The following is a 24,467-nucleotide window of genomic DNA, read 5'->3' as shown; positions in this document are numbered from 1 at the left end:
CGCGCGCCGATAGGCTCGGCGCATGGCGATCCCGCGGCAGCTCCCGAACGCGATCACGATCGTGCGCATCCTGTGCGCGCCGGTGTTCCTGTGGCTGCTCCTGACCGACGCCGGCGCGGATGAGGCGCTGCGGTGGTGGGCGGCGGGGCTGTTCATCCTGGCGATCGCCACCGACGGGATCGACGGGCACCTCGCCCGCAGGCATGACATCATCACCGATCTGGGGAAGCTCCTGGACCCCATCGCCGACAAGGTGCTCACCGGGCTCGCCTTCGTCGGGCTGTCGATCCTGGCCGAACTGCCCTGGTGGGTCACCATCGTGGTGCTCGTGCGCGAGATCGGCCTCACCGTCTATCGCCTGCTGGTGGTGAGCGACCACGTGCTCGCGGCGGCCTGGATGGGCAAGGTCAAGACGGTCGCGCAGGCCATCGCGCTGTCGCTGGCCCTGCTGCCGCTGTGGACGCTCGTGGGCGAATGGATCTGGTGGCTCAACGGCGTGACGATGACGGTCGCGGTCGTCCTCACCCTCGCCAGCGGCCTGGACTACGTCGTGACCGAGGTCCGCGGGGCACGCGCGCGGAGGCGGGCAGCGTGAGCGAGGACTCCGCCGCGCGGCATCCGCTCGCATCCGATGCCGCCGGGGTCCTGGCGACGCTGAAGCGGCGGGGCTGGTCGGTGGCCGCGGCGGAATCGCTCACGGGCGGACTGGTCGTGGCGACCCTCGTCGACGTCCCGGGCGCGTCGGCGAGCGTCCGCGGCGGAATCGTGGCGTACGCGACCGACGTGAAGGCGTCGATGCTCGCCGTGGATCCAGAGCTCCTCGCGCGATCGGGCGCCGTCGACCCCGATGTGGCCCGGCAGATGGCCCGCGGCGTGCGGCGGGTGCTCGGTGCCGACGTCGGCATCTCGACGACCGGCGTGGCGGGACCCGATCCGCAAGGCGGCAAGCCCGTCGGGACGGTGTTCGTCGCCGTCGCCACACCCGAACGGGAGGTGGTACGCCGCCTCGCCCTCGCCGGCACGCGAGCCGACATCCGGGCCGCGACCGTGCGGGAGGCGCTGCAGCTGGTGGCTGCCGAGCTGTGAGGTGCGCAGCGGCGGGAACAGATCCGGTTTCGTGTCGGTTACATTCGGTGATTCCCACCCATTCCCCAGTTCTCGGGGTTTAGATTGAGACATCCGGTTCGGTATCGTTGTCCGCCCGGAGAGGGCGGAATCAGAGGAAGTGAGGAGGGGGCCCATGATCCTGGTTCGTCAAGAGATCGGCGAAGTGCTTCGTGATTTCCGCCAGCAGAAAGGTCGCACCCTCCGTCAAGTGGCCAGCCGCGCCAGTGTCGCGCTCGGCTACCTGAGCGAAGTGGAGCGCGGCCAGAAGGAGGCCTCGAGCGAGATCCTCGCCTCGGTCGCCGAAGCGCTCGACGTTCCGATCTCCACCATCATGCGCGAGGTCGGCGACCGCATCTCGGTCCTCGAGGGTCTGCAGACCTTCCCGGACGTCGTGCCCGACGACCTGGTGGCCTCGGTCGACGCCGAGCTGTCGCTGCGCTGACCCGCGCGGTCCGGAAGCACCGAGACGGCTGACGCATGCGCCGCAGCGAGTTCGACCGCGCCGTCGCGGAGGAGTTCCGCGGCGGCGCGGGAGCCGTCGTGTCGGATCTGGTGCTGACCGGGATCGGTGGGCGCACCGCGGCCGAGGCGCTGGCGGCCGGCGTGCCGCCGCGCGCGGTGTGGCTGGCGCTGTGCGAGGAGATGGACGTCCCGGCCGAGCGCCGCTACGGCGTCGGACGCCTCGAACCCCGCCGTCGCTGACACGGTCGCCGGAGCTGTGCCCGCCCCGATTGCCGAGTGGGCGCTCTGCGCCCGTATCGTTCCTCGCGTACTCAGGAACAGGTGGCGCCGCTGCGCGGCGTGTCATCGAAGTTGTGTTCGAGAGCGGCGTAGGCTCCTCCACAGCAGGTATCGAGAGCGTGTCTTCCACGTCAGGGGAGGGCGAAGGTCGAATGTCGGAGCCCCCGCCTAACGTGATCCACGTCGAACGACACCTCACGCCTTGTCGCAGCATCCCGGCCACCCGGGTGGGAGCGCGACAGCCTACAGGCGACGGAACGCGAGCATAAGGAGCACGCCATGCCATCACCCGCCGACCGCGAGAAGGCCCTGGAATCGGCACTCGCACAGATCGACCGGCAGTTCGGAAAGGGCTCGGTGATGCGCCTCGGCGGCGACGAGCGCGCTCCGGTCGAAGTCATCCCCACCGGCTCGATCGCCCTCGACGTGGCGCTCGGCGTCGGCGGTCTCCCTCGCGGCCGCATCATCGAGATCTACGGACCGGAGTCGTCGGGTAAGACGACGCTGACGCTGCACGCCATCGCGAACGTGCAGCGCGCCGGGGGCATCGCGGCGTTCATCGACGCCGAGCACGCGCTCGACCCCGACTACGCGCAGAAGCTCGGGGTCGACATCGACCAGCTGCTCGTGTCGCAGCCCGACACCGGCGAGCAGGCGCTCGAGATCGCCGACATGCTGATCCGCTCCGGCGCGATCGACCTCGTCGTGATCGACTCCGTCGCCGCGCTCGTGCCGAAGGCCGAGATCGAGGGCGAGATGGGCGACTCCCACGTGGGTCTGCAGGCGCGCCTCATGTCGCAGGCGCTGCGCAAGCTCACCGGTGGCCTCAACCAGACCAAGACGACCGCCATCTTCATCAACCAGCTGCGCGAGAAGATCGGCGTGTTCTTCGGCTCGCCCGAGACGACCGCCGGTGGCAAGGCGCTCAAGTTCTACGCCTCGGTGCGCCTCGACATCCGCCGCATCGAGACGCTCAAGGACGGCTCCGAGGCGGTCGGCAACCGCACGCGCGTCAAGGTCGTCAAGAACAAGATGGCGCCGCCCTTCAAGCAGGCGGAGTTCGACATCCTCTACGGCGTCGGCATCTCCCGCGAAGGCAGCCTCATCGACTTCGGCGTCGAGCACGGCATCGTCAAGAAGTCGGGTGCGTGGTACACCTACGACGGCGAGCAGCTCGGCCAGGGCAAGGAGAACGCGCGCAACTTCCTCATCAAGAACGAGGATGTCGCCGCCGAGATCGAGTCCAAGATCAAGGTCAAGCTCGGCATCGGCGTGCCGCGCGGTGCGGCCGATGCCTCCGTCGAGGACGAGCTGGCAGCGCGTCGCCCGGCCTGACATGGGCGGTATGACGAGCGGGGGTGAGGACCGGCGGATCGGGAACACCGATTCCGAGGGCCTCGCCCCTGTCATCCCGCTGTTCGGCGGCGCCGGTCCCCGCGAGAGCGGTGCGACGTCCGCGGAGCCCATGTGGCGCTCGACGTGGGACGACGACGTGGCAGACGCGCGCGCGCCGCGGACGCGCTCCGACGATCGATCGAGCGGATCCGATCCCGACGACGACGGGCCCGGGCCGGCACGCGACGAGCGCGCGGCGTTCGACCGTGTCCTCAAGAAGCTGCGCACGCGCGGACTCTCCGTCGCCGAAGCGACCTCGTCGCTCCTCTCCGACGGCGTCGACCGAGCGGCCGCTGCGGCCTTCATCGCGGATCTGGAGCGCAAGCGGTGGCTGAGCGATGCCGACCTCGCCGAGCAGCTCATCCACAGTGCTGTCACCAGAAAGGGCGAAGGTCGCCGTGCGATCGCCCAGACGCTCGCCAAGCGGGGCATCCCCCGCGACGTCGCTGACGCGGCGCTGTCGTCGCTGCCCGACGACGACGCCGACCGGGCGCTCGAGTTCGCCCGCACGAAGGCGCGCGGGATGGCGGCGCTCGACCGCGACACCGCGGTCCGACGGCTCGTGGGCCAGCTGGCACGACGCGGGTACCCGGGCTCGGTGGCCATGACCGCCGCGCGCGCGGCCTTGGATGAGCTCGGCTCCGGAGCGTCGGGCGTCCGCTTCCGCTGACCGCTGCGCTCGGGCCACCGGACGCAGGCGCGGCTCGTAGAATGACGGAATCATGACTTCCCCTTCCGCCTCACCGACGCTCATCGCGCCGTCGCCGGCCGCGCTGGGCGCGGACGGCCGCACGCGCACATACGAGGTGCGCACCTTCGGCTGTCAGATGAACGTCCACGACTCCGAGCGCCTGTCAGGCTCGCTCGAGAGCGCCGGCTACGTCCGTGCCGAAGCGGGTGAGGAGGCCGACGTCGTCGTCATCAACACGTGCGCCGTGCGCGACAACGCCGCGGGCAAGCTGTACGGGACCCTCGGGCACCTGAAGTCCCGCAAGGACAAGCACGCCGGCATGCAGATCGCCGTCGGCGGGTGCCTCGCGCAGATGGACAAGCAGGCCGTCCTCGACAAGGCGCCATGGGTCGACGTCGTCTTCGGCACCCACAACATGGGGTCGCTTCCGAGCCTGCTCGAGCGGGCACGGCACAACGGCGAGGCCGAGCTGGAGATCCTCGAATCGCTCGAGGTGTTCCCCTCGACGCTTCCCACCAAGCGCGACAGCGTCTACAGCGGCTGGGTGTCGATCTCGGTCGGCTGCAACAACACGTGCACGTTCTGCATCGTCCCGAGTCTGCGGGGCAAGGAGAAGGACCGTCGCCCCGGCGACATCCTGAACGAGATCCGCCTGCTCGTGGAGGACGGCGCCATCGAGGTCACCCTCCTCGGTCAGAACGTCAACTCCTACGGCGTCGAGTTCGGCGACCGGCAGGCGTTCGGCAAGCTGCTGCGGGCGGCCGGCGAGATCGACAGCCTCGAGCGCATCCGCTTCACCAGCCCGCACCCGGCCGCCTTCACCGATGACGTCATCGACGCGATGGCGGAGACGCCTGCGGTCATGCCGCAGCTGCACATGCCGCTGCAGTCGGGCAGCGACCGCATCCTGCGGGCGATGCGCCGGTCGTACCGCAGCGAGCGCTTCCTCGGCATCCTCGACCGCGTCCGGGCCAGGATCCCGCACGCCGCGATCTCGACCGACATCATCGTGGGCTTCCCCGGAGAGACCGACGAGGACTTCGAGGACACGCTGCGCGTCGTGGAGCAGGCCCGGTTCGCGAGTGCCTTCACCTTCCAGTACTCCATCCGCGAAGGGACGCCGGCCGCGACGATGCCCGACCAGGTGCCCAAGGATGTCGTGCAGGAGCGCTACGAGCGGCTCGTCGCACTGCAGGAGCGCATCTCGCTCGAGGAGAACCAGAAGCAGCTGGGCCGTGAGCTGCAGGTGCTGGTATCGACCGGCGAGGGCAAGAAGGATGCCTCGACCCATCGTCTCACCGGCCGCGCCGAGGACAACCGGCTCGTTCATTTCGAGGTGCCCGAAGGCTCGGAGACGCCCAGGCCGGGCGATGTCGTGTCGGTGGTGGTGACGCACGCCGCGCCATTCCACCTCCTCGCCGATGCGCCGGACGGTGCGCCGCTGCGGATCCGGCGCACCCGCTCCGGAGACGCGTGGGACCGATCGCTCGCCGAGTCGTGCGCGGTGCCGTCGCCCGCGACCGCTTCCGGCGCCCCGCGTCCGGTCTCGCTCGGCCTGCCGACCCTCCGCATCGGCGTGTGACCTCGGCGCGGGGCCCACACACGCCCGGCGCGGCGCCGCGCCTGTGGGCCGTCGTCGGCGCCACCGGCACGGGCAAGACCGCGCTCTCGCTCGACCTCGCCGAACAGCTCGCGGCGCGGGGCCGTGCCGCCGAGATCGTCAACGCCGACGCCATGCAGCTGTACCGCGGCATGGACATCGGCACGGCGAAGCTGCCCGAGGACGCCCGTCGTGGCATCCCTCATCACCTGTTCGACGCGCTGGAGGTGACCGAGGACGCGGCCGTCGCCTGGTATCAGGACGCCGCAAGGCGCGTCATCGCGCAGATCCACCGCCGCGGGGCCGACGCCATCCTCGTCGGCGGCTCGGGACTGTACGTCTCGGCCGTGCTGTTCGACTTCCGCTTCCCCCCACGCGACGAAGAACGGCGCAAGCGGCTGGAAGCGCAGCTGGAGCAGGAGGGACCGGGTGTCCTCTTCGCGCGCCTCCGGGAGCTCGATCCCGCGACGGCGTCCCGGATCGACCCGCGGAACGGGCGTCGGGTCGTGCGGGCCCTGGAGGTGCTGGAGCAGGGCCGGCCAACGCACGGTGCGGCGCTTCCCGACGCGCCCGTGCTGTGGCATGAGGCCACCACCGTCATCGGGGTCACGGTGCCGCGCGCGGAGCTCGTCGCGCGGCTCGACGCCCGCGTCCTCGGGATGTGGCGCAGCGGACTCCTCGACGAGGTGCGGGCGCTGCGCGAGAAGGGCCTGGAGCAGGGCGTCACCGCCCGTCGCGCCATCGGGTATGCGCAGGCGCTCGCGCAGCTGTCCGGCGACATCGGGGAGGAGGAGGCGATCGTGCAGACGCAGGCCCTCACCCGGAGGTACGCGCGGCGTCAGGTCTCGTGGTTCAAACGGTACGAGGACGTCCGCTGGGTCGGTCCGCAGCAGCCGGCCGCCGCACTGATCGAGGAGGAGTGACATGATCGGCATTCGCCCATTCGAGGAGAAGGACACCGAGATGGTGGTCTCCCTCTGGCAGAGCGCCGGGCTGACCCGGCCGTGGAACGACCCCTATCGCGATATCGCCCGCAAGCTCACCGTGCAGCGTGAGCTGTTCCTCGTCGCCGAGGACGACGGGATGGTCGTGGGCACCGTCATGGCGGGCTACGACGGCCACCGCGGATGGCTGTACTACCTGGCAAGCGACCCGGCACGGCGCGGCGAGGGCATCGGGAGCGCGCTGGTGGATGCCGCGGAGGAGCGCCTCCTCGACATGGGATGCCCGAAGGTGCAGCTGATGGTGCGCCCGGACAACCCCATCGCCCAGGGCTTCTACGATCGGCTCGGCTACCAGTCCTTCGACATCTGGGCCACCGGCAAGCGGCTCATCGAGGACTGATCCCGCGGCGTCGCTTCACGCCGGGCGCGCCGCGCGCGGCCCGTAAGCTGGAGGCATGCCGCGCACCGTCTCGTTCACAAAAGGTCACGGTACGGGCAACGACTTCGTGATCGTCCCCGATCCCGACGGTTCCCTGGACCTCACCGACGACCAGGTCGCCGTCCTGTGCGACCGTCGCTTCGGGATCGGCGGCGACGGCATCCTGCGCGTGGTGCGCTCACGCGCGATCGACGAGGGCGCTCAGGCGGCGGCCGCAGGAGCCGAGTGGTTCATGGACTACCGCAACGCCGACGGGTCAAAGGCGGAGATGTGCGGCAACGGCGTCCGCGTCTTCGTGCGCTACCTCGCCGAGATGGGCTGGGCCACGCTGGATGACGGACCGCTGCCGGTGGGAACACGCGCGGGGATCAAGACGGTCACGCGCAGCGACCTCGGCCTCGAAGTCGACCTCGGGCCGTGGATCGTGGACGAGTCCGATGTGCTCGTGCGCGCACGCGGCATCGGCGCGCCGCGCCCGGGCCTGGGGATCGACGTGGGAAACCCTCACGTCGTCGTGGCGCTGCCTGACATCGCCGAACTCGAGGGACTCGACCTGACCGCGGTTCCCCAAATCCACCCGGAGCCGCCGCACGGGGCCAACGTCGAGTTCGTGGTGCCCGCCGACCCGCTCGTGCGCGACGGCGTCGGCTCGATCCGCATGCGAGTGTTCGAACGGGGCGTCGGAGAGACCCTCAGCTGCGGGACCGGCGTCGCTGCGGCGGCCCTCGCGGTGCGTCACTGGGCGGGTCCGGCAGCTCCCGACCAGTGGTCGGTGGAGGTCCCCGGCGGCACGCTGGGCGTCCGCATGCCGCAGATCGACGGGGAGCGCCACGTCCTCCTGTCGGGTCCGGCCACGCTGGTGTACTCGGGCGAGGTCACGCTCGCCTGAGCCGACGCGACGCGGCCGGTCAGAGCTCGGGAAGGGCGATCGGCTCGCTCGGCGGCGAACCGTGCCGGCGGATCTTCAGCACGCGGAAGCCGCGGCCCGTGGCCGCACGGTACACGCTGTAGCCGTGCTCGAACGTCGCCGCCAGCCAGCGCTGCAGCGAATCCGAGCCGAGGTTGCGCTGCACCACCAGCCACGCGTCCGAGCGCTCGTCCAGCCGCGGAATCCAGCGCTCGAGGAGTCCATGCAGCTCGTTCTTCCCCACGCGGATCGGGGGGTTGGAACGGATGGTGCGGAATCGGATGCCGGCGGGAACATCGTCGGGCAGCGCGGCGTTGACATTGTCGAGGCCGAGCGCCTCAGCGTTGCGACGCACCAGGTCCAGGGCGCGCTCGTTGACGTCCACCGCCCACACCGTGGCGCGGGGCGCGTCGAGGGCGAGGCTCAGGGCGATCGGACCCCATCCGCATCCCAGGTCGAGCAGGTGCCCTCCCGGCGGGGGAGGGGGAGTGTTCGACAGCAGCACGCCGGTTCCCGAGTCGACGTGGTCGGGACTGAACACGCCGCCTGCGGTCGTCACCTCGACGGAGCGACCGGCCAGAGTGACCCGGATGCGCCGGAGATTCTCGGGACTGGCGGGCGAAGCACTGAAGTAGTGGTCGCTGCCCATGGCGAACGAGCCTAGCGGAGAGCCTTCCGGCGAGGGAGGCTAGACTCCACGGATGCCTCGAACCGGCCGCTGACGACACCGGCAGGCATCCTCGAAAGGAACACATGACGGATACGACAACACCCTCGAGCACCGACGAGACGCCGGTCGACCCGGTGGATCGCGTGCTCGCGCGAGCGGAGGCACGCTCGGGTGTGCGGGTGTTCGGGGCGGCCCAGGCACTGCAGGACGAATCCACCATCGAACGGGTCGAGACCGACGGCGAGCAGTGGGACCGTGAGGAGCGGGCGGCGCTGCGACGCGTGCCGGGCCTGTCCACGGAGCTTCAGGACGTCACCGAGGTCGAGTACCGCCAGCTGCGGCTGGAGAACGTGGTGCTCGTCGGCGTGCATGCCCAGGGCGAGACCGAGGATGCCGAGAACTCGCTGCGCGAGCTCGCGGCCCTCGCCGAGACCGCCGGCGCGGTGGTCCTCGACGGCGTGCTGCAGCGCCGGCCTCACCCGGATCCGGCGACGTACGTCGGACGCGGCAAGGCCGAGGAGCTCCGTGACATCGTGGCAGCGGTCGGCGCCGACACCGTCATCGCCGACACCGAGCTGGCGGCCAGCCAGCGCCGCGCCCTCGAGGACGTCGTGAAGGTCAAGGTCATCGACCGCACCACGGTGATCCTCGACATCTTCAGCCAGCACGCCAAGAGCCGTGAAGGCAAGGCGCAGGTGGAGCTGGCGCAGCTGGAGTACCTGCTGCCGAGGCTCCGCGGCTGGGGTGAGTCGATGAGCCGCCAGGCCGGTGGCCAGGTCGGCGCGGGCGGGGCGGGTATGGGCTCGCGCGGTCCCGGTGAGACGAAGATCGAGCTGGACCGCCGTCGCATCCGCACCCGCATGGCGCAGCTGCGCCGTCAGATCCGCGACTTCGCACCCGCGCGCGACGCCAAGCGCGCGGAGCGCAAGCGCCACACCGTGCCGTCGGTGGCGATCGCGGGGTACACCAACGCCGGCAAGTCGAGTCTGCTCAACCGGCTCACGAGCGCCGGCGTCCTCGTCGAGAACGCGCTGTTCGCGACGCTGGATGCCACGGTGCGCCGTTCCGAGACCAGCGACGGCCGGGTCTACACCCTCACCGACACCGTCGGGTTCGTGCGGAACCTGCCCCACCAGCTCGTCGAGGCCTTCCGGTCCACGCTCGAGGAGGTCGGCGAAGCCGACGTCATCATGCATGTCGTCGACGCCTCGCACCCCGACCCGGCCGCCCAGCTCGCGACCGTTCGCGACGTGATCGGCGACGTCGGAGCCCGTGACATCCCCGAGCTCGTCGTCTTCAACAAGGCCGACCTCATCGGCGAGGATGAGCGGTTGGTGCTGCGCGGCCTCGAGCCGAAGGCGATCTTCGTGTCGTCGCGCACCGGCGAGGGGATCGACGAGCTCCGGGTCGCGGTCGAGGCGGCGCTGCCGCTTCCGGCCGTCGAGGTGCATGCGCTCGTCCCTTACGACCGCGGCGACCTCGTATCGGCGGTGCACGAGCAGGGGATCATCCTGTCGCAGGAGCACCAGGAGGGCGGCACCGCGATCCACGCGAGGGTCAGCGAGCATCTCGCATCGCGCCTCGCCGAGTTCGCGCACTGACGGCTTCGTCTCGCTCAGGGAGCAGCGCGGGGCGGAGAAGTGACGCCCCGCGCCGCTCCTAGTCGAGCTCGAGCGGAGGCACACCCGGGGTGTCGAAGGCGAAGATCCGGCCGAGGAAGGCCAGCTCGGCCTCGAGGGTCCGCACGATGGTCTCGGCCCGCCGGAACCCGTGCCCCTCACCCTCGAACACCAGGTAGGCGTGCGGGACGCCATTGTGCGCGAGGGCGTCCCTCACGGCCTCGGATTGGGACGGTGGCACGACGAGATCCTCCAGCCCCTGTTCGATCAGCAGCGGGGTCCGAAGACGCTCGAGATGCGACAGCGGTGACCGTTCGATGTACAGCTCCTCCGCCTCCGGCAGCGGACCGACCATGCCGTCGAGGTAGCGCGCCTCGAAATCGTGCGTGTCGGCGGCCAGCATCCGCAGATCGGCGACGCCGTAGCGGCTGATGCCGGCGCCGAAGACGTCCGACCGCGTGAGCGCGCAGAGCACCGTCCAGCCGCCCGCGGATCCTCCGGCGATGGCCAGCCGCCGCGGGTCGGCGACCCCCGCCTCGGCGAGCCCGCGTGCCGCCGCGACGACGTCGTCGACGTCGACCACGCCCCACTGCCCGAGCAGGCGCTCGCGGTAGGCCCTGCCGTACCCCGTGGAACCGCCGTAGTTGACGTCCAGCACGCCGATGCCGCGGCTGGTGAAGTACGCGATCTTCCCGGATGCCGCACCCCCGACGTGGTCGGTGGGCCCGCCGTGCACGAAGACGATGTACGGCGGCCGTTCGCCGGCGGGGCCGGTCACGGCCGGATTCGTCGGCGGGTAGTCGAACGCATGCACGGGGCCGTGCGGTCCCGCCGTCGTCACGGGACGCGCGCGCGGCATCCATTCCGCTCCCCACGGCAGGCCGGCACCGGCGACGGAAGTGGTGGCATCCGGGCGATCGAGATCGAGCTGCCACAGGCCGGCGCCGGCGGCGCCCGCCCCCGACACCAGCGCTCGCGTGCCGCGGACCTCCTCCACCGTGATGCCGCTCACCGCATCGATCGGCACGGGACGGACCGCACCGTCCGGCTGCACCAGCACGAGCGCGTCCGACCCGTTCGTGCGCGCCGCGAGGATGCGGCCGTCCGGAAGCGCTCCGTACCAGCGCGATCCGAGGCCCCAGAGGGCTCCGCCGGTGTCGGCGTCCGCGGGCGCCACGAGCTCGCTCACCTCGCCGCCCAGCCGGGCGCGCCACAGGTTCCACCGTCCGGTGGGGTCGTCGGCGTAGAGCAGGGTGTCGGCATCCGTCCAGACCGGCTGCAGGGGCGAGCTGTCGCCTCCGGCGACGGTCATCGCAGCCACGACGCCGCCGTCCTCGATACGCCCGACACGCAGCTCGGCCCGATCCCACGGCATGTGCGGGTGGTTCCAGGCGATCCACGCCAGGTGCGTTCCGTCGGGCGAGAGCGCGGGCTGCGCGACGAAGTCGCTTCCGCCGGCGAGCGACACGATGCCCGCGGCGTCCTGCGCGGCCGAGCCGTCGACGGGGATCTCGACGATGTCGCGCACCGGCGTCCTGGCGTCCCGGTGCGCCTCGCGCACCGCCAGGAGCCGGCCGTGCTCCCACGTGAGACCGCCGAAGCGCAAATCCCCGCCCTGCGGCGTCAGGGCGCGGGGCGCGGTGCCCGGCTCCACCAGCCACACGCGCTGATCGGTCTTCTCGACGAAGAGCAGGAGGCCCTGGTCGGTGGCCGTCCACGACCCGCCGCCGTACTCGTGCACGCGGGAGCGGGCGTTCCAGGGCGCCGCGATCAGGTCCTCGACGAGCCCCGCACCCGTGCGCCGCCGCACGGTCGTGCGCCCGCCCTCCGCGGGCACCGACTCGCCCCACCACACCTCGTCCCCGACGAACCGCGCGCCGTCGAGCCGCGGCGACGCGCTCGAGACGGCGGACGCCGAGATGGGAGAGGGCCACGAGCCGAACGGGACGGTGCGCACGGGGGAGGTCGTCACGCTCCCACGCTACGTCGAAACAGAAGGTCACACGCCCGACGCCGCGCGGGCGCTGCGCTAGCGTGGTGCCATCGTCGCCCGGCTCTCGCGCCGGGCACGGAGCGACAGCCGAGCCCGGCACCCGCCCGCGATGCCACCGCCCGCCGTATGACGGCGCTCCCGCGGTGCCGCGGCCGCCCCGGCCTCCGTCCGTCCCCGACCCGAGAAGCGCACATGCCGATCGACCTGAGCACACCACCGGTGCCGATCTCGTTCGAGGTGTACCCGCCGCGATCCGAAGCGGGGTTCCCCGCCCTGCACGAGACGATCCGCCGGCTGGCCGAAGTGGATCCGCGGTTCATCTCCGTGACGTACGGCGCGGGCGGCTCGACCGGCGGGCGCTCGCTGCAGCTGCTGACCCATATCCTGCACGAGACGCACGTCGAGCCGCTGGCTCATCTGACCTGCGTCGGCAACACGTACCCGGGCGCGACGGCCCTGATCCGCGAGTTCCTGGATGCCGGCATCACGAGCTTCCTCGCCCTGCGGGGGGACCCGCCGACGGGCAGCTCGGAGGACGACCGGTTCCTCGGCGACCTGGAGAGCGCCGCCCAGCTCGTCCAGCTCATCGACCGCGTGCAGGCGGAGCGGTCACCGTACACCGAGGCGCCGATCCCAGGCGTGCCGGGCGCGGTGCGGGTCGAGCGGCGACGGCGTGTGGACATCGCCGTCGCGGCCTTCCCCAACGGGCATCCGCGCTCGCGCCGTGCCGGCGATGACGTCGAAGCGCTCCTGGCCAAGCAGGCCGCCGGTGCGACGATGGCCATCACGCAGCTGTTCTTCCACGCCGACGACTACCTCTCGTTCGTGCAGCGCGCACGCGGGGCCGGGGTCACCATGCCGATCATCCCGGGCATCATGCCCATCACCTCGCCCGCGCGGCTGCGCCGGGTCCTCGAGCTGACGGGCGAGCCGCTGCCCTCCGAGCTCTCGATCGCGCTCGAGATCGAGCCGGCGGCCGAGGGCCAGCGCGAGGTCGGCGTCGCCCACGCGTCGCGCCTGGTGCGCGAGGTGCTCGCCGGAGGAGCACCCGGTATCCACCTGTACGCCTTCAACAACCACGACACGGTGCTCGCGGTGCTCCGCGAAGCCGGCCTGCTCGACCGACCTCTGCACAAGGAGCTCCCGCGATGACCGTCACCTCTCCCGCCTTCCCCTCGGGCACGATCCTCGGCTACCCGCGTATCGGGCGTCGCCGTGAGCTCAAGCGCGCGCTCGAAGCGCACTGGGCCGGTGACGCCGACGAGGCCCGGCTCGCCGCCACCGCCTCCCAGCTGCGGCGGGTGACGCGCGAGCGTCTGGCGGCGCTCGGGCTGGGACGGTCGGACTCCGCCATCCCGGAATCGTTCTCGCTCTACGACCAGGTGCTCGACGCGGCGACCTCGGTGGGCGCCCTCCCGGAGCGGTTCCAGGACCTGCGCGAGGCCGACGGGAGCGTGGGGCTGCGCGCGTACTTCGCGGCCGCGCGCGGCACCGCCGATCACGCGCCGCTGGAGATGACGAAGTGGTTCGACACCAACTACCACTACCTCGTCCCCGAGATCGGCCCCGAGACGGCCTTCTCGCTCTCCAGCGACCGCCTCGCCCGCGCTGTCGCGGAGGCGACGGCCGACGGCTTCACGGTCCGGCCTGTGCTCGTAGGGCCCGTCACGCTCCTCGCCCTCGCCAAGCCGACGGATGCCGCGCCTGCGGGATTCGATCCGCTGAGCAGGCTCGATGACGTCCTCCCGGTGTACGCCGGGCTGCTCGCGGCGCTCACCGACGCGGGAGCCCAGTGGGTGCAGCTGGACGAACCCGCGCTCGTGAGCGAGACCCTGCGGAACACCCCGGCCGAGCTCGCCGACGCCGCCTCACGCGCCTACCACGCGCTCGGCTCGGCGCCCGGCCGCCCGTCGGTGCTCGTCGCAGCGGGCTATGCGCAGCTGTCCGCGGAGTCATGGAGCACACTCGCGGCGGCGCCCATCGAGGCCGTCGCGATCGACCTCGCACGCGGTTCGGTCCCCGCGTCGGTGCCGGGACTGGAGAGCAAGACGGTCGTCGGGGGAGTGATCGACGGGCGGAACGTGTGGCGTGGCGACCTGGAGGCGGCGTGGCGGCGCCTGGCTGCGCTGCAGTCGCTCGGCGCACACCGGATCGCGGCGGGCACCTCGACCTCCCTGCAGCACGTCCCTCACGATGTCGACGACGAGCCGGCGCTCGAGGGCCGCCTGCGGTCCTGGCTTGCTTTCGCCGACCAGAAGGTCGGTCAGATCGCCACTCTCGCCGTCGGACTGCGGCGCGGCCGGGACGTCATCGAGGCGGAGGTGGCCGCGGCGTCGGCTGCGCTCTCGGACCGCCGCTCCGCGCCCGGGGTCGCGGACGGAGCCGTCCGCCGCCGCGCCGCGGGTCTTGACGCGTCGGACTTCGACCGTGGCCCATACGGGGTCCGCGCGGCCGCGCAGGAGGAGGCGCTGCCGCTCCCGGTGCTTCCCACCACGACCATCGGCTCCTTCCCGCAGACCGGCGACATCCGGCGCGCGCGCGCACGCCACGCCCGCGGAGAGCTCACCACCGAGCAGTACGAGGGCTTCCTGCGCGACGAGATCGCGCGCGTCGTGGCGCTGCAGGAGGAACTGGGGCTCGATGTCCTGGTGCACGGTGAGCCCGAGCGCAACGACATGGTGCAGTACTTCGCCGAGCACCTCGACGGGTTCGCGGTCACCCGCAACGGCTGGGTGCAGTCGTACGGCTCGCGTGCCACCCGGCCGTCGATCCTGTGGGGGGACGTGTCGCGTGCGGCGCCGATCACCGTGGCGTGGTCCGCGTACGCCCAGTCGCTCACCGACAAGCCGATGAAGGGCATGCTGACCGGGCCTGTGACCATCCTCGCGTGGTCGTTCGTCCGTGACGACCAGCCGCTCGCGGAGACGGCGAACCAGGTGGCGCTCGCGCTGCGCGACGAGATCGCCGACCTCGAGCAGGCCGGGATCCGCGTCATCCAGGTCGACGAGCCCGCGCTGCGCGAGCTGCTGCCGCTCAAGGCGGCGGATCAGCCCGACTACCTCGCATGGTCGGTCGGCTCGTTCCGCCTGGCGACGGCCGGTGCCCGCCCGGGCACGCAGGTGCACACGCACCTGTGCTACTCCGAGTTCGACGTCGTCATCGACGCCGTCGCGGGACTGGATGCCGACGTCACCTCGATCGAGGCCGCGCGCAGTCGCGGTGAGGTGATCGGCGACATCGCCGCGGCGGGTTTCTCCCACGGCATCGGGCCCGGTGTCTACGACATCCACTCGCCGCGGGTGCCGTCGGTGAACGAGATCTCCGAGCTGCTCGGTCGCGCCGTCGACGACCTCGACCTGCGCCAGGTGTGGGTCAATCCCGACTGCGGGCTGAAGACGCGGGGCTACGACGAGACGGTGTCATCGCTGCGGCACATGGTCCAGGCCGCGAGCGGCATCCGCGAGCGGGTGGCGGCCGCCGTCTGAGCCTCAGACGGCGCGCAGCACCGCCACGACCTTGCCGAGGACGACGGCGTCGTCGCCCAGGATCGGCTCGAACGCCGAGTTGCGCGGCAGCAGCCACGTGTGCCCGTCACGCTGGCGCAGCGTCTTGACGGTGGCCTCGCCGTCGAGCATCGCGGCGACGATGTCGCCGTTCTCGGCGGTCGCCTGCGATCGGACGACGACCCAGTCGCCGTCGCAGATCGCCGCGTCGATCATGGAATCGCCTGCCACCTTGAGCATGAACAGATCGCCCTTGCCCACGAGCTGCCGCGGCAGCGGGAAGATCTCCTCGATCTGCTGATCGGCGGTGATCGGCACGCCGGCGGCGATGCGGCCCACCAGCGGCACCAGGGCCGCGTCGCCGACAGCAGGAGCGGTGTCGGCGGGGTTCTCGGCCGCGGTGCCGGGCAGGTCGATGAGCACCTCCATCGCGCGCGTCTTGCCGGCGTCGCGCCGGAGGTAGCCGCTGAGCTCGAGCTGATTGAGCTGGTGGGTGACGCTGGAGAGCGACTTGAGCCCGACCGCGTCGCCGATCTCGCGCATGCTCGGCGGGTAGCCGTGCCGGGCGATCGAGCGCTGGATGACCTCGAGGATCGCGAGCTGCTTGTCGCTCAGGCTCCTGCGTCGCCGCGTCTGGGGCTTGTCACGCGCGGTCGCGTCGGTCATATCCGGCTCCCGTCCCGCGCTCTCGGTGAGCGCTGTTTCTTCGAATGTCGGAGGCCCGTGGTGGGGTTCTCGTATCGAAACCGTATCCGCATCCAGCGTCGGAGGGAATGACCTCGGCCGCGTGTCGTGTTCGATACAACACCGCCCCGGCGGTTCCTTGACACATCAGACGATCGAAGATAACTTCGGAACACAGGTTCGCATTCCCGGCTCCCGGCCGAGCCGGGAATGCGGATCTCTTCCGGAACTGGAGGCTGACATGACCGCGATCGGCATCTCGACGCCCGTCCTGCCGGCGACCCGCACGGTCACCCGGCTGCGCCTGACCACCCGCGGACGCCGCGTGCTGGCGGCGCTCGCGGCGCTGCCCGCCGCCGTCGCCCTCAGCGCCGCCGTGATCAGCGGCGGCGCGGCCCTGGCGACGCGTGACGACGGGGCGCCGGCCGGTTCGTTCGAGATCATCACCGTCGCCCCGGGTGACACGCTGTGGTCGATCGCGGAAGAGATCGCCCCTGCCAGCGACCCGCGCGACGTGGTCGACGCGGTCGTGCGCCTGAACGCGCTCGACGGCGTCACCCTCGTCGCCGGCGAGAGCCTCGCGATCCCGGCAGAATACGCGCGCGGGCGGTGAGCATCGCCGGTCGCCGACGCGGCGATGGTGAGCGTGAGCGCATCTACGATGGGAGGGGTGAGTGCACGCCTCGATGACCTTCCCCTCCGCGCGGACCTGCGTGGCCAGCAGCCGTATGGCGCCCCGCAGGCGCCGCTGCCGGTCGCTCTGAACGTCAACGAGAACACCCACCCCGTTCCGCAGGAGGTCGCGGACGACATCCTGGACTCCATCGCGCTCGCCCTGCGCGACGTCAACCGCTACCCCGACCGCGAGTTCACCGCCCTGCGAGAGGGCTTCGCGACCTACCTCGGACACGGTCTGACAGGCGATCAGATCTGGGCGGCCAACGGGTCGAACGAGGTGCTCCAGCACCTGCTCCAGGCGTTCGCGGGTCCCGGGCGGACCGCGTTCGGCTTCGGCCCGACGTATTCGATGTATCCGCTCCTCACCCGCGGGACCGGCGCCGAGTGGGTGGTCGGCACGCGGGGTGCCGACTACGCGATCGACGCCGAGGATGCCGCCTCGCAGGTCGCCGACGCGGCGCCGGACGTGGTGTTCCTGTGCTCGCCGAACAATCCCACCGGCACCCCGGTGGGACTGGACGTCATCGAGGCGGTGTACGAAGCGAGCCGCGGCATCGTGATCGTCGACGAGGCGTACTTCGAGTTCGCGCCCCGCGAGGAGCGGTCCGCGCTGACGCTCCTGCCCGGTCGCGAGCGGCTGGTGGTGTCGCGCACCATGAGCAAGGCGTTCGCGTTCGCCGGCGCACGCGTGGGCTACCTCGCCGCGGACCCGGCCGTCATCGACGCCCTGCGCCTGGTGCGGCTGCCGTATCACCTGAGCGCGCTGACGCAGGCTGCCGCGTCGGCAGCCCTTCGGCACGCGCCCGTCATGCTGCGGATGGTGGAGGAGATCGTCGCCCAGCGCGACCGCATCTCAGCCACGGTCGAAGCGCTCGGCTACACCGCCCACGAGTCGTGGACGAACTTCGTGCTGTTCGGCGGAGTCGACCAGCCGGCGGCCACCTGGCGCGCTCTCTACGACAGGGGCGTGCTCATCCGCGACGTCGGCATCCCGCACCACCTCCGCGTGACGGCCGGCACGGAGGAGGAGACCACGGCGTTCCTCGACGCCCTCGCCTCGGTAGGATCGGCCGCATGAACGCCGCCTCCCGAACCGCCTCCCTGCGGCGTGCGACCAGCGAGTCGACCGTCGAACTCGAGCTCGATCTGGACGGCACCGGCCGCAGTCGCATCGACACGACGGTGCCGTTCTTCGACCACATGCTGACGGCCTTCGCCAAGCACTCCCTGACCGACCTCACCGTCCGCGCGTCGGGCGACACCGACATCGACGCGCACCACACCGTCGAGGACATCTCGATCGTCCTCGGGCAGGCCATCCGGGAGGCGCTCGGCGACAAGTCCGGCATCTCCCGCTACGGCGATGCGCTCGTCCCCCTGGACGAGGCGCTCGCTCAGGCCGTCGTCGACATCAGCGGGCGCCCGTACCTCGTGCACACCGGTGAGCCGGTCGGTTTCGAGCAGCACCTCATCGGCGGCCACTTCACCGGTTCGCTCGTGCGGCACACCTTCGAGGCGATCTCGTTCAATGCGGCGCTGACCGTCCACGTCCGCGTGCTGTCCGGCCGCGACCCGCACCACATCGCCGAAGCGGAGTACAAGGCCTTCGCACGCGCCTTCCGTCAGGCCAAGGCCCTCGATCCGCTCGTCGAGGGCATCCCGAGCACGAAGGGGGCGCTGTGACGCCCGAGTCGGCCGGCTCCAAGCCCGTCGTCGCCGTCCTGGACTACGGGTCCGGCAACGTCCACTCCGCCGTCAAGGCACTGGCAGCGGCGGGGGCGGATGCCCGACTGACATCGGACCGCGGACTCGTGCTCGAGGCGGACGGCCTCGTCGTCCCCGGCGTCGGCGCCTTCCAGGCCGTCGCGGACGCCCTGCGCGAGAGCAGGGGCGACGAGCTCATCGAGCGGCGCCTCGCGGGAGGTCGACCGGTCCTGGGCATCTGCGTCGGCATGCAGGTGTTCTTCGAGCGGGGTGTCGAGCGCGGCGTGGACACCGAAGGGCTCGGCGAGTGGCCCGGCACCGTCACCGAGCTCGATGCGCCGGTGCTCCCGCACATGGGCTGGAACACCGTCGATGCCGGCGAGGGGTCGCGGCTCTTCCGCGGCCTCGAGGGGGAGCGGTTCTACTTCGTTCACTCGTTCGGCGTCCAGCAGTGGCAGCTCGACGTGCAGCCGCCCTTCCCGAAGCCCGTCCTCACGTGGTGCACCTACGGCACGCCGTTCCTCGCCGCGGTCGAGAACGGCCCGCTGTCGGCGACGCAGTTCCACCCCGAGAAATCCGGGGATGCCGGCATCCGGCTGCTGTCCAATTGGATCGGCGGGCTCGCCAGGGCTACTCTCTGAGATCGTGCCAACGGCGGGAGCATTCGTTCCCGTGACCTTCCCGCACGAGGAGCCATGAACGATTTCGCGTCCACGCCCAAGCTCGTCCTGCTGCCTGCCGTCGATGTCGCCGACGGCAAGGCGGTGCGCCTGACGCAGGGGGAGGCGGGGACCGAGACCAACTACGGCGACCCCGTCGACGCCGCGCAGGACTTCGCCCGTCAGGGCGCCGAGTGGATCCACCTGGTCGACCTCGACGCCGCCTTCGGGCGCGGCAGCAACGCGGGAGTGCTGCGGCGTGTCATCCGGCAGGTCAAGGGCGTGCAGGTCGAGCTCTCCGGCGGCATCCGCGACGATCGCACGCTCGAAGCCGCGCTGGAGAGCGGCGCCGCCCGCATCAACCTCGGCACGGCGGCGCTGGAGAATCCGGAGTGGGCGGCGGACGTCATCGGGCGGTACGGCGACGTGATCGCCGTCGGGCTCGACGTGCGCGGCACCACGCTCGCCGCGCGCGGGTGGACCCGCGAGGGCGGGGATCTCTGGACCGTCCTGGAGCGTCTGGAAGCGGCCGGCTGCAGCCGGTACGTCGTGACCGACGTCACGAAGGACGGCACGCTGAAGGGACCGAACCTGGAGCTCCTGCGCGAGCTCACCGCCCGCACGCCCAAGCCCGTCGTCGCGTCGGGCGGGGTCTCGAGTCTCGATGACATCGCGGCGCTGCGGGACCTGGTGCCGCTCGGCGTCGAGGGCGCCATCGTCGGCAAGGCGCTGTACGCCGGCGCCTTCACGCTCGCCGAGGCACTGGATGTCGCCGGAGGCTGACGACCCGCACGGGCACGACGCGGGGGGAGACTCCGCGGGCGTCCCCTGGGCGGGCCGCAGCTTCCACGAGAACCCCCACGCCGCCGATGACGGCTCGGCCGATCCGGCCCTGCTGGCCGCGCTGCTGGACTTCCGCGCCGGAACGGGCAGCCAGCGCGCCGTGGTGGACGCGTACCGCCGGGCCCGCCTGCTGATCCCGCTCGTCGCCGAGAAGGGCGACCATGGCATCGGCGCGCACGGTCTCGAGGTCGACAAGACGCAGGAGCTGTCGATCGTCACCGTGGCGGCGCCGGACGGTCGACGAGTGCTCCCGGTGTTCACATCGGTGGACACGATGCGCGCGTGGGATGCCTCGGCGCGGCCGGTTCCGGCGCCCGGTGTGCGCACCGCTCTGGCGGCCGCGGCGGACGACACCGACCTCATCGTGATCGATCCCGGGTCGCCGACCGAGTTCGTGCTGCGGCGCCCCGCCGTCTGGGCGATCGGGCAGGGGCAGCCGTGGGAGCCCAGCTTCCTCTCGCCGGAGGTCGTGGCAGGGCTGCACGAGAGCATCGGCGGGGAGCTGTCGGTCATCGACCTGACTGTCGAGGCCGGAGACCCCGACGCGCGACTGCGCGGCCCCGAGCTCGTGGTGCGTCTGCACCTCATGCAGGGGCTCGAACAGGACGCCCTCGACGCGGTGCTCGCCCGACTGGCCAAACGCTGGGCCGCCGACGATCGCATCGCGGTCCTCGTCGACTCCCTCACGGTCAAGCTCGTCCGCGCCTGAGCCCTCCTCGGACGTCCTCGCCGGCAGCGAGGCGGAGGGCTTGCGGCGACGCGATCCGCGGCGGATGATCGGCTCCGCGGAGGTGTGCCATGGGAGACGGCACGGGGATCGGCGCGACGGCGTCCGCGACGGCGGTCGAAGGGCAGTACCGCCGCGCGCTCGAGGCGGCGCACCGGCACGCGGTGGCGTGGCTGGACGAGGTGCGGGACCGCCCGGTGCGCCCCGACGCGGATGCGGATGGGATCGTGCAGCGGCTGCCGGAGCAGCTGCCCGACGAGGGCCTGGACCCGGAGGCGGTCGTGGACGAGCTGGCGGAGGCGGCACGGCCCGGACTGATGGCGATGGGGTCCCCGCGGTTCTACGGCTTCGTGATCGGCGGGACGTATCCGGCGGCCCTCGCCGCGGACTGGCTCGTATCGGCATGGGATCAGAACACGGGCTCCCGGCAGCCGACGCCGGCGACCGCCGCCGTCGAGGAGGTCGCCGCGCGCTGGCTGCTGGACCTTCTCGGGCTGCCGTCCGACAGCGGCGTCGGCTTCGCCACCGGTGCGACCAGTGCGAACCTGTCGTGCCTCGTCGTCGCACGCGACGCGGTGCTGCGCCAGCACCGCCACGATGCCCGCACCGGCGTCCAGGGCGGTCCGCGCATCCGGTTCCTGGCAGGAGAGTCCGTGCACACGTCGGTGGTGCTCTCCGGGCGGGTCAGCGGGCTGGGCATCCCCATCAAGGTCAGGGCGAACCGGCAAGGGAACATCGACGTCCGCGCCCTCGACGAGGCGCTCGCCGACGACGACGGACCGACGATCGTCGCGCTGCAGGCCGGCGACGTGCACTCGGGGACCTTCGACGACTTCCGCGCCGCCGTCGAGATCGCCCACGATGCCGACGCGTGGGTCCACGTCGACGGCGCCTTCGGGCTGTGGGCGGCCGCGAGTCCGCGGCTGCGCCACCTGGTGGAGGGCGTCGAAGGGGCCGACTCGTGGGCGACCGATGCGCACAAGACGCTCAACGTGCCCTACGACTGCGGCGTGGCGATCGTCCGCGACGAGGCGGCGATGTCGGCCTCACTGGGCGCGCACGCCGAGTATCTCCCGGAGGTGGCGAACGTCGCCGACCCGTACGACCACGTGCTGGAGCTCTCGCGACGGGCGCGCGGTGTGCCGGTGTGGGCGGCGCTACGGGCCCTCGGTCGAGGCGGGGTCATCGCTCTGGTCGACGGCCTCGCCGAGGCGGCCGGCGCGCTGGCCGACGGGTTCCGGTCGATCCCGGGACTCGAGGTGCTCAACGACGTCGTCTTCACGCAGGTGTGCCTCGCCGCCGGCGACGACGCCGCGACGGCGGCGCTGGGGGAGTGGCTGCGCGCCGAGGGCACCGTGTGGGCGTCCTCGTCGACGTGGCGCGGGCGCACCGTGGTCCGCTTCGCCGTCAGCAACTACGGCACCGACGCCGAGGCGGTGCAGCGCACCGTCGACGCCGTGGCGCGCGGCGCGGCCGAGGTCGGCATCCGGGTCAGGTGACCGGGCCGGTCCACTTCTCGCCGGGGCCCTGCCCGATGGGGTCGGGGATGACCGATGCCTCGCGGAACGCCAGCTGCACTGAACGCAGGCCGTCGCGCAGCGACCGCGCGTGCATGTCGCTGATCTCCGGCGCACCGGCGGTGATGAGACCGGCGAGGGCGTTGATGAGCTTGCGGGCCTCATCCAGGTCCGTCTGGGTGGCCGGATCGTCGGCCAGCCCGACCTTGACCGCTGCGGCGCTGAGCAGGTGCACGGCCGTGGTGGTGATCACCTCGACGGCGGGGACATCGGCGATGTCGCGGGATGCCGACGCCGCGGCCTCCTCCTGAGCCTCCCAGCGGGCGTGGCGCTCGGCGTCCTCGTTCGTCGGGCCGCTCGTGCCGCCCTCGTCGTCTCGAATCGTGTCCACGCCGTTCTCTCTGCTAGACTTGTGCGGTCTCCGGTGCGTCCTGCGCCCCGGAGCGGAAAGAGGATCGAATCCCACCCGCGCTTGCCGCTCCAGGCTACCGGGTCACGCACTCCGCCCCGACCGTTCCACGGCCGGGGTCGCCGCGGAAGCGGAAAAGGGTGCCCGAAGCCGGCGTCTCCAGCGTCGTGCGGGTGGATCGAGTCTCTCTCCGCCCGCGACGCACCCCGTGTCGCGGTGTCACCAGCCGCAACCCAAGGAGCTCCGCATCAGCGATCCCCGCACCAACGACCGCATCCGCGTGCCCGAGGTCCGCCTCGTCGGCCCGAACGGAGAGCAGGTCGGCGTCGTCCGCATCGAGGTGGCGCTGCGCCTGGCGCAGGAGGCCGACCTCGATCTCGTCGAGGTGGCCCCCAACTCGAAGCCTCCCGTGGTCAAGATCATGGACTACGGCAAGTTCAAGTACGAGGCCGCGCAGAAGGCCAAGGAAGCGCGTCGCAATCAGGCGAACACCGTCCTCAAGGAGGTGCGGTTCCGCCTGAAGATCGAGGCCCACGACTACACGACGAAGCTCAAGCGCGCCGAGGGCTTCCTCAAGGCCGGCGACAAGGTCAAGGCCATGATCCTGTTCCGCGGCCGCGAGCAGTCGCGTCCCGAGCAGGGCGTGCGGCTGCTGCGCAAGTTCGCCGAGGATGTGGCCGAGTTCGGAACCGTCGAGTCGAACCCGACGATCGACGGCCGCAACATGACCATGGTGATCGCACCGCACAAGAACAAGTCCGAGGTGAAGACCGAGCAGAACGCTCAGCGCGCCGCGAACAAGGAAGCCGCCCGCTCCGCACGCAACGGCGGACCGGGCGCAGCCGAGGCGGATGCCGAGGCGGCTCCCGCCGAGTAAGGCCCCCAGAACTCCCGCGTCAGCGGGTTGAGACTCCCGCCTGTGCGGGAAGTGAAACGAAGGAAGAGAAGATGCCGAAGCAGAAGACCCATTCGGGCGCCAAGAAGCGCTTCAAGGTCACCGGCAGCGGGAAGCTCATGAAGCAGCAGGCCAACCTGCGTCACAACTTCGAGGGCAAGCCCACGCGCCGCACCCGCCGCCTGTCGCAGGACCAAATCCTCGCCCCGGGCGACGCCAAGGTCGCGAAGAAGCTCCTCGGCCGCTGACGCGCGCCGACCGCAGTTAGGAACGAAACGAAATGGCAAGAGTCAAGCGGGCCGTCAACGCCCACAAGAAGCGTCGCGTCATCCTCGAACGCGCCTCGGGTTACCGCGGCCAGCGTTCGCGTCTGTACCGCAAGGCGAAGGAGCAGGTCACCCACTCGCTCGTCTACGCGTACCGCGACCGCCGCAAGCGCAAGGGCGATTTCCGCCGTCTGTGGATCCAGCGCATCAACGCCGCTGCCCGCCAGAACGGCATCACGTACAACCGCTTCATCCAGGGCCTGGGCCTGGCAGGCGTGCAGGTCGACCGCCGCATGCTCGCCGAGCTCGCCGTGAACGAGCCGGCCGTGTTCGCCTCGCTGGTGCAGACCGCCAAGGGCGCGCTGCCCGAGAACGTCAACGCTCCCAAGAGCGCCTGACAGAGCCTCTCCGCCGAAAGGGGCGTCCTCCGCACGGAGGGCGCCCCTTTCGCCGTCCTCGGAACCGTGCCGCGCAGG

Annotated in this window: 27 protein-coding genes; 23 read left to right on the top strand and 4 right to left on the bottom strand. The window is 71.4% G+C overall.

Annotated features, from left to right (window positions below; genetic code table 11):
* Window positions 1-22 precede the first annotated feature (22 nt).
* The 10 genes from pgsA (at window position 23) to dapF (ending at window position 7,806) form a co-directional block, all read left to right on the top strand.
* Window positions 23-595, top strand: a complete 573-nt coding sequence (gene pgsA / locus AC5RVZ_RS26765; protein ID WP_494068655.1) for a CDP-diacylglycerol--glycerol-3-phosphate 3-phosphatidyltransferase — start codon at window positions 23-25, stop codon at window positions 593-595.
* Window positions 592-1,086: a CinA family protein gene (locus AC5RVZ_RS26760; protein WP_494068654.1), complete on the top strand. Its 495-nt coding sequence runs from the start codon at window positions 592-594 to the stop codon at window positions 1,084-1,086. The genes pgsA and AC5RVZ_RS26760 overlap by 4 nt, the downstream gene beginning before the upstream one ends.
* Window positions 1,087-1,240: 154 nt before the next feature.
* The gene (locus AC5RVZ_RS26755; RefSeq protein ID WP_109211855.1) at window positions 1,241-1,549 is read left to right on the top strand and encodes a helix-turn-helix domain-containing protein; all 309 of its coding nucleotides are present in this window, start codon (window positions 1,241-1,243) and stop codon (window positions 1,547-1,549) included.
* A gap of 35 nt (window positions 1,550-1,584) precedes the next feature.
* A complete protein-coding gene (locus AC5RVZ_RS26750) occupies window positions 1,585-1,809 on the top strand; it encodes a DUF3046 domain-containing protein (RefSeq protein ID WP_494068653.1) in 225 nt (74 codons plus the stop codon).
* A gap of 318 nt (window positions 1,810-2,127) precedes the next feature.
* The gene (gene recA, locus AC5RVZ_RS26745; RefSeq protein WP_494068652.1) at window positions 2,128-3,183 is read left to right on the top strand and encodes a recombinase RecA; all 1,056 of its coding nucleotides are present in this window, start codon (window positions 2,128-2,130) and stop codon (window positions 3,181-3,183) included.
* Between the two features lie 10 nt (window positions 3,184-3,193).
* Window positions 3,194-3,913 (top strand): regulatory protein RecX, encoded by a 720-nt coding sequence (locus AC5RVZ_RS26740; RefSeq protein WP_494068651.1) that lies wholly within the window; start codon window positions 3,194-3,196, stop codon window positions 3,911-3,913.
* 52 nt (window positions 3,914-3,965) lie between these two features.
* A complete protein-coding gene (gene miaB / locus AC5RVZ_RS26735; RefSeq protein ID WP_494068650.1) occupies window positions 3,966-5,516 on the top strand; it encodes a tRNA (N6-isopentenyl adenosine(37)-C2)-methylthiotransferase MiaB in 1,551 nt (516 codons plus the stop codon).
* Window positions 5,513-6,457, top strand: a complete 945-nt coding sequence (miaA, locus tag AC5RVZ_RS26730; protein ID WP_494068649.1) for a tRNA (adenosine(37)-N6)-dimethylallyltransferase MiaA — start codon at window positions 5,513-5,515, stop codon at window positions 6,455-6,457. Before miaB ends, miaA begins: the two co-directional genes overlap by 4 nt.
* Before the next feature lies 1 nt (window position 6,458).
* Window positions 6,459-6,878, top strand: a complete 420-nt coding sequence (locus tag AC5RVZ_RS26725; RefSeq protein ID WP_494068648.1) for a GNAT family acetyltransferase — start codon at window positions 6,459-6,461, stop codon at window positions 6,876-6,878.
* A 55-nt stretch (window positions 6,879-6,933) separates the two neighbouring features.
* Entirely contained in the window at window positions 6,934-7,806 is an 873-nt protein-coding gene (gene dapF, locus AC5RVZ_RS26720; protein ID WP_494068647.1) for a diaminopimelate epimerase, read from the top strand.
* 19 nt (window positions 7,807-7,825) lie between these two features.
* On the opposite strand, the gene AC5RVZ_RS26715 is transcribed toward dapF, so the two are convergent.
* The gene (locus AC5RVZ_RS26715; protein WP_494068646.1) at window positions 7,826-8,473 is read right to left on the bottom strand and encodes a class I SAM-dependent methyltransferase; all 648 of its coding nucleotides are present in this window, start codon (window positions 8,471-8,473) and stop codon (window positions 7,826-7,828) included.
* A gap of 104 nt (window positions 8,474-8,577) precedes the next feature.
* Here AC5RVZ_RS26715 and hflX point away from each other — a divergent pair, with 104 nt between their 5' ends.
* On the top strand, window positions 8,578-10,095 hold the full coding sequence (gene hflX, locus AC5RVZ_RS26710) for a GTPase HflX (RefSeq protein ID WP_494068645.1): 1,518 nt from the start codon (window positions 8,578-8,580) through the stop codon (window positions 10,093-10,095).
* A gap of 58 nt (window positions 10,096-10,153) precedes the next feature.
* Here the strand turns inward: hflX and AC5RVZ_RS26705 are convergent, their stop codons facing one another.
* Window positions 10,154-12,085 (bottom strand): S9 family peptidase, encoded by a 1,932-nt coding sequence (locus AC5RVZ_RS26705; RefSeq protein ID WP_494068644.1) that lies wholly within the window; start codon window positions 12,083-12,085, stop codon window positions 10,154-10,156.
* 213 nt (window positions 12,086-12,298) lie between these two features.
* Here AC5RVZ_RS26705 and AC5RVZ_RS26700 point away from each other — a divergent pair, with 213 nt between their 5' ends.
* Both AC5RVZ_RS26700 and metE read left to right on the top strand, forming a co-directional pair.
* Window positions 12,299-13,258: a methylenetetrahydrofolate reductase gene (locus AC5RVZ_RS26700; RefSeq protein WP_494068643.1), complete on the top strand. Its 960-nt coding sequence runs from the start codon at window positions 12,299-12,301 to the stop codon at window positions 13,256-13,258.
* Entirely contained in the window at window positions 13,255-15,591 is a 2,337-nt protein-coding gene (gene metE, locus AC5RVZ_RS26695; RefSeq protein WP_494068642.1) for a 5-methyltetrahydropteroyltriglutamate--homocysteine S-methyltransferase, read from the top strand. The genes AC5RVZ_RS26700 and metE overlap by 4 nt, the downstream gene beginning before the upstream one ends.
* Window positions 15,592-15,594: 3 nt before the next feature.
* Here the strand turns inward: metE and lexA are convergent, their stop codons facing one another.
* Complete coding sequence (gene lexA / locus AC5RVZ_RS26690) at window positions 15,595-16,275, bottom strand: transcriptional repressor LexA (RefSeq protein ID WP_494068641.1); 681 nt, start codon at window positions 16,273-16,275, stop codon at window positions 15,595-15,597.
* A 259-nt stretch (window positions 16,276-16,534) separates the two neighbouring features.
* On the opposite strand from lexA, the gene AC5RVZ_RS26685 reads away from it, so the two are divergent.
* The 7 genes from AC5RVZ_RS26685 to AC5RVZ_RS26655 all read left to right on the top strand — a co-directional run bounded on the left by AC5RVZ_RS26685 (window position 16,535) and on the right by AC5RVZ_RS26655 (window position 22,403).
* Window positions 16,535-16,906 (top strand): LysM peptidoglycan-binding domain-containing protein, encoded by a 372-nt coding sequence (locus AC5RVZ_RS26685; RefSeq protein WP_494068640.1) that lies wholly within the window; start codon window positions 16,535-16,537, stop codon window positions 16,904-16,906.
* 48 nt (window positions 16,907-16,954) lie between these two features.
* Complete coding sequence (locus tag AC5RVZ_RS26680; RefSeq protein ID WP_494068882.1) at window positions 16,955-18,049, top strand: histidinol-phosphate transaminase; 1,095 nt, start codon at window positions 16,955-16,957, stop codon at window positions 18,047-18,049.
* Window positions 18,046-18,654, top strand: a complete 609-nt coding sequence (gene hisB / locus AC5RVZ_RS26675; protein ID WP_494068639.1) for an imidazoleglycerol-phosphate dehydratase HisB — start codon at window positions 18,046-18,048, stop codon at window positions 18,652-18,654. Before AC5RVZ_RS26680 ends, hisB begins: the two co-directional genes overlap by 4 nt.
* On the top strand, window positions 18,651-19,316 hold the full coding sequence (hisH, locus tag AC5RVZ_RS26670) for an imidazole glycerol phosphate synthase subunit HisH (RefSeq protein WP_494068638.1): 666 nt from the start codon (window positions 18,651-18,653) through the stop codon (window positions 19,314-19,316). Before hisB ends, hisH begins: the two co-directional genes overlap by 4 nt.
* Before the next feature lie 54 nt (window positions 19,317-19,370).
* A complete protein-coding gene (gene priA, locus AC5RVZ_RS26665; protein WP_494068637.1) occupies window positions 19,371-20,117 on the top strand; it encodes a bifunctional 1-(5-phosphoribosyl)-5-((5-phosphoribosylamino)methylideneamino)imidazole-4-carboxamide isomerase/phosphoribosylanthranilate isomerase PriA in 747 nt (248 codons plus the stop codon).
* Entirely contained in the window at window positions 20,101-20,886 is a 786-nt protein-coding gene (locus AC5RVZ_RS26660; RefSeq protein ID WP_494068636.1) for an SseB family protein, read from the top strand. The genes priA and AC5RVZ_RS26660 overlap by 17 nt, the downstream gene beginning before the upstream one ends.
* Window positions 20,887-20,975: 89 nt before the next feature.
* Window positions 20,976-22,403 (top strand): pyridoxal phosphate-dependent decarboxylase family protein, encoded by a 1,428-nt coding sequence (locus tag AC5RVZ_RS26655; protein ID WP_494068635.1) that lies wholly within the window; start codon window positions 20,976-20,978, stop codon window positions 22,401-22,403.
* Here AC5RVZ_RS26655 and AC5RVZ_RS26650 read toward each other — a convergent pair.
* A complete protein-coding gene (locus AC5RVZ_RS26650; protein WP_494068634.1) occupies window positions 22,396-22,812 on the bottom strand; it encodes a DUF1844 domain-containing protein in 417 nt (138 codons plus the stop codon). The two genes, AC5RVZ_RS26655 and AC5RVZ_RS26650, sit on opposite strands and share 8 nt — an antisense overlap.
* Window positions 22,813-23,038: 226 nt before the next feature.
* Between AC5RVZ_RS26650 and infC the strand changes: the two genes are divergently transcribed.
* The 3 genes from infC (at window position 23,039) to rplT (ending at window position 24,389) form a co-directional block, all read left to right on the top strand.
* A complete protein-coding gene (gene infC / locus AC5RVZ_RS26645; RefSeq protein ID WP_494068633.1) occupies window positions 23,039-23,707 on the top strand; it encodes a translation initiation factor IF-3 in 669 nt (222 codons plus the stop codon).
* A gap of 71 nt (window positions 23,708-23,778) precedes the next feature.
* Complete coding sequence (gene rpmI, locus AC5RVZ_RS26640) at window positions 23,779-23,973, top strand: 50S ribosomal protein L35 (RefSeq protein WP_494068632.1); 195 nt, start codon at window positions 23,779-23,781, stop codon at window positions 23,971-23,973.
* Window positions 23,974-24,005: 32 nt separating this feature from the next.
* Window positions 24,006-24,389 (top strand): 50S ribosomal protein L20, encoded by a 384-nt coding sequence (gene rplT / locus AC5RVZ_RS26635; protein ID WP_494068631.1) that lies wholly within the window; start codon window positions 24,006-24,008, stop codon window positions 24,387-24,389.
* The last annotated feature ends 78 nt before the right edge of the window (window positions 24,390-24,467 follow it).

It is taken from the genome of Arthrobacter sp. Cza30 (assembly GCF_059090765.1).
Note: the sequence above shows the minus strand (reverse complement) of the source record. Positions and strands in the feature narration are given on the sequence as shown.